At 69.7% G+C, this 3,215-nt stretch carries 3 protein-coding genes; 2 read left to right on the top strand and 1 reads right to left on the bottom strand.

Going from position 1 to position 3,215, the window contains the following annotated elements; translation table 11 throughout:
- Positions 1 to 230: S24/S26 family peptidase (locus tag VFO68_RS14385; RefSeq protein ID WP_325158769.1), on the bottom strand; the 230-nt coding region annotated here is incomplete at its 3' end.
- A 688-nt stretch (positions 231 to 918) separates the two neighbouring features.
- Between VFO68_RS14385 and VFO68_RS14380 the strand changes: the two genes are divergently transcribed.
- Together VFO68_RS14380 and VFO68_RS14375 are read left to right on the top strand one after the other, a co-directional pair.
- Complete coding sequence (locus VFO68_RS14380) at positions 919 to 1,419, top strand: hypothetical protein (RefSeq protein ID WP_325158768.1); 501 nt, start codon at positions 919 to 921, stop codon at positions 1,417 to 1,419.
- 10 nt (positions 1,420 to 1,429) lie between these two features.
- The coding region (locus VFO68_RS14375; protein WP_325158767.1) for an ABC transporter ATP-binding protein at positions 1,430 to 3,215 on the top strand (1,786 nt) is incomplete at its 3' end.

The following is a 3,215-nucleotide window of genomic DNA, read 5'->3' as shown; positions in this document are numbered from 1 at the left end:
AGGTAAGACTGCGGGCCGGGCCGTGGATCGGGCCGCTGGCACACGACGATGTCGCCGCGCCGGACGGTCGGCCGGACCCGGCGGCGCAGGGTGAGCACCGCGTCACCTGGCCGGAATGTCGGCAGCATGCTGGTGCCGTCCACCCGGATCACCAGCAGCGCCACCCGGGCGATGCCCACCGCCGCCCCGGCACTTGCCAGCGTGAGCAACGCTTTTGTCGATTTGTGCACGAATACCAGTCTAGCGTAAATCGCCTGGTGCCCGCCTTGACCCCGGCAATTCCGGGTGGCAGCCTGTCGAGAATTGGCCATCAATGACAAAGGAGTCCCGATGCTTCGATCGGTCGGACGAATGGGATCCGCCATTCTGGAAATGGTCTTGCCCGGTGCGCGGGCCCGGGCCTGCACGGAGGGTTGGTGCGAGAAGAGCTCCGGACGCCGGCGCTGCTGCAAGCAGTGCACCGGCGGCAAGGTCTGTACCGCATGGGGCTACGGATGTCCAAACGGGTGCGCCAACTACTGAGCGTCTCAGCCGAACCGCTTACCGATCAGGACTTGACCGGCGAGAAACTCGGCTGACAAGCTGCCAGTGATCAACTCACAGGCAGAAAGGATCGTTACATGCTTCGATCTGTCGGCCGGATCGGCAGCGCCATCATGGCGAAGCTGCTGCCAGAAGCGCAGGCACAGGCCTGCACAGACGGTTGGTGCGAGACCAACTCTGCGGGGAAGAAGCGGTGCTGCAAGCTCTGCACCGGCGGCCACAAGGCCTGTACCGCCTGGGGATACGGCTGCCCCAACGGGTGCGCCAACTACTGATGTCAGCGCCGGGTCGGGCCTGCGGGCCCGGCCCGGCCGCACGTCTGGAGGGAGTCAGACCATCGTCGCTCTGTGGATAGCGATCGTTCTCGTTGCCCTGGTGGCGTTCGGCACGTTCGGCCTGGTGCTGGTGCTGGGCCGCCGGGTGCGCGCGGTCACCGAGCGGGTCAACATGTTCCTGCCCGCCTCCGACGGCGGGTTACCCCATCCCGGTACGCCGGTTCCCGAGTTCAGTGCGGTCTCGGTCGACGGCACGCCGGTCAGCCAAGCCGAACTGTCCGGTCCGGAACGGATCTTCGCGATGCTGACCACCGAATGCGCGTCCTGCCATGACCAGGTTCCCGGACTGCGTGACCTGGACGCACCGGTCCGGCCGCTGGTCGTGATCATCGGTCCGCCGGAGAAGCGGGCCGGCATGGTCACCGCGCTCGGCGACCGGGCGCTGCTGGTCGAGGAGCTCGATCAGGGTCCGATCACCAAAGCGTTCGACATCCAGGAGTTTCCCGCGGTGCTGCTGGTGCGCGAGGGCGTGATCCAGCATGCCGGCCACGGATTGGCCGGAGTACTGGAATCGGCCAAGACGCCGGCTCGGGCGCACTGAGCTCATAGCCATGGTCGGCATCGAGCGCGCGAGCCCCGCCACAGTGCTGCGCTGGGCTGTGGCGGCGGCTCGACTCGGCGCCTCGGCGTCGCCCCGGCAGCTCAGCGCGGTGCTGGCGCTGACGGTTGTGGGCGGCAGCCTGCCGGTGGCCGCCGCGTGGGCGACCGGTGTGCTGCTCGACGAGCTGACCGCCGGCGCCGGGGCGTCCGTGCGCACCGTGGTGTTCTGCACCGCAACGCTGGTCCTGGCCGGCGTGCTGGTCAAGGCAGTCGACGCGGCCGAGCTCTACCTGCGCGGAGCGATGCACCGCAACATCCGGGTCGCGGTGCGGATTCGGTTGTTCCGCAGCATCAACGCCTATCCCGGGTTGGCGCAGTTCGAGGACCCGGACACGCTGGACCGGATCCGGCTGGCCGAGCAGGCCGGCGACGCCGCACCCGAGGAGGCCATCGACGCCGGGGTGCACCTGGTGCAGGCTTCGGTCACCAGCGCCGGCTTCGCCGCGACCATCCTGGTCCTGTGCCCGTGGCTGCTCGCGGTGGTCGTGGTCGTCGCGGTGCCCACCGCGATGCTGCAGCTGCGCCTGGCCAGGATTCGGGCCGACCTGATCACCGACGTCTCGGTCCTGCAGCGCCGGCAGATCTTCTTCCGGTTGCTGGCCACCGATGTGCGGGCCGCCAAGGAGGTCCGCCTGTTCGGCCTCGGCGACTACCTCACCGGCCGGATGCTGCGCGACCTCCGCGCGGCCAACGCCGCCGAGTCCGGAGTGGACAAGGTCGCCGCTCGGATGGAGCTGGCGGTCGGGTTGCTCGGCGCCGTGGTGACGCTGGTCGGCGTGTCGACCGCCGCCTATCTCGCCGTGCACGGCCAGCTCACCGTCGGCGACGTCACGATTCTGCTCGCCGCACTGGTGGCCCTGCACGCGGCGTTCGGCGGCGCGACCGACCAGACCGCCAACGGGTACCGCGCTCTGTTGCTGTTCAGCCATTATCTCGCGATCGCCGACCGTCCCACCCCGACCGTCACCGGCCTGGACGTGGCGCCGCTGCGCGACGGCATCGTGTTCGAGGACGTGTGGTTCCGGTACGGCGCCGACCTTCCGTGGGTGTTGCGCGGGGTGAGCTGCCGGCTGCCGGCCGGTTCGGCGGTGGGGCTGGTCGGGCTCAACGGCGCCGGCAAGACCACGATGGTCAAGCTGCTGTGCCGGATGTACGAGCCGCAGCGCGGCCGAATCCTGTGGGACGGCAAGGATATCCGGGAGCTCGACCCGGCCGCGCTGCGCGCCCGGACCAGCGCGGTGTTCCAGGACTTCATGTCCTACGACTTCACCGCGGCGGACAACATCGGCATCGGCCGGCTGCGCGATCTGGGGAACCTGGACCGGATCCGAGAGGCGGCGCGGCTGGCCGACGTGGACGCCGCGATCTCCGCACTACCCCGGGGCTACGCCACACTGCTGAGCCGGATCTTCCCCACCGACGAGGAGGGCGACCGGGCCGCGTCGCTGTCCGGCGGCCAGTGGCAGCGCATCGCCCTCGCCCGAGCCTTCCTCCGCGACGACGCGGACCTGCTCATCCTCGACGAGCCCAGCTCCGGTCTGGACGCGGAGGTGGAACACTCGCTGCACCAGCAGTTGGCCAGCCTGCGCCGGGGCCGGCTCAGCCTGCTGATCTCCCACCGCCTCAACACCCTCCGCGACGCGGACACCATCCTGGTACTCGACTCCGGCACCCTCGTCGAGTCCGGCACCCACGACCAGCTCATGCTCGCCGACGGCCGCTACGCCGGCCTGTTCC

Origin of the sequence: Actinophytocola sp., assembly GCF_035712165.1 — a bacterium.
Lineage (GTDB): Bacteria > Actinomycetota > Actinomycetes > Mycobacteriales > Pseudonocardiaceae > DASYTH01.
This window is presented reverse-complemented; position numbering and strand designations above follow the sequence as displayed.